1 pseudogene is annotated in these 634 nt (G+C 46.1%); it reads right to left on the bottom strand.

The window, feature by feature from the left end:
* Positions 1-195: 195 nt before the first annotated feature.
* Positions 196-634 (bottom strand): annotated as a pseudogene (locus tag CIK04_RS29570) (substrate binding domain-containing protein); the annotation flags it as partial.

Consider the following 634-nt stretch of genomic DNA (forward strand, 5'->3'; position numbering starts at 1 on the left):
ACCAGCCTCGTAAGATGCAAGTCGAGAATGTTAACAAGGTGGTTCATTAGAAAAACGCAATAAAACCAAAGCACTTAACTCATTGAATAAAAACAAGATAAACGTTTGCCTCGATTTTATTGTTTCCATATGGAAATATGTTTCTGGAATAAGAAAATATTTGTGACTCAAATCACATCTAATCGGGAAAGCTGACTAGGGCTCAAGCTGTTTGTCCCAATGACACGGCGTACCGATTTTTTGTTTAATGAAATCGATGATCAGCAGAGGTTTTTTTCGGCATATGCTGGCGGCTAGGATACACAGCGTAAAATGGCATTTCCTGATTCGCGCGCCAATCTGGCAACAGTTGAATCAGTTTCCCCGTTCTAAATTCATCACCGAGCAAGTAGGTCGCCAGATAGCCAATTCCCCACCCAGAGATCGCCGCATCCCGAACCGCCTCAGCCAGATCGACCGAATAATTACCCGACACCTTAATCGCTAAGGTGCTCTCCTTGGCGACGAAACGCCCAACTGGTGTAGTCACGCTCCCAGCTTCGGTAAATCAGGCAGTTGTGATTGGCGAGATCGTTGGGCTCTTTCGGTGCATCATGCTGCAACAAATAGTCCGGYAGACGCCGCGACAACGAAC

The organism is Vibrio sp. 03_296 (assembly GCF_002265885.1).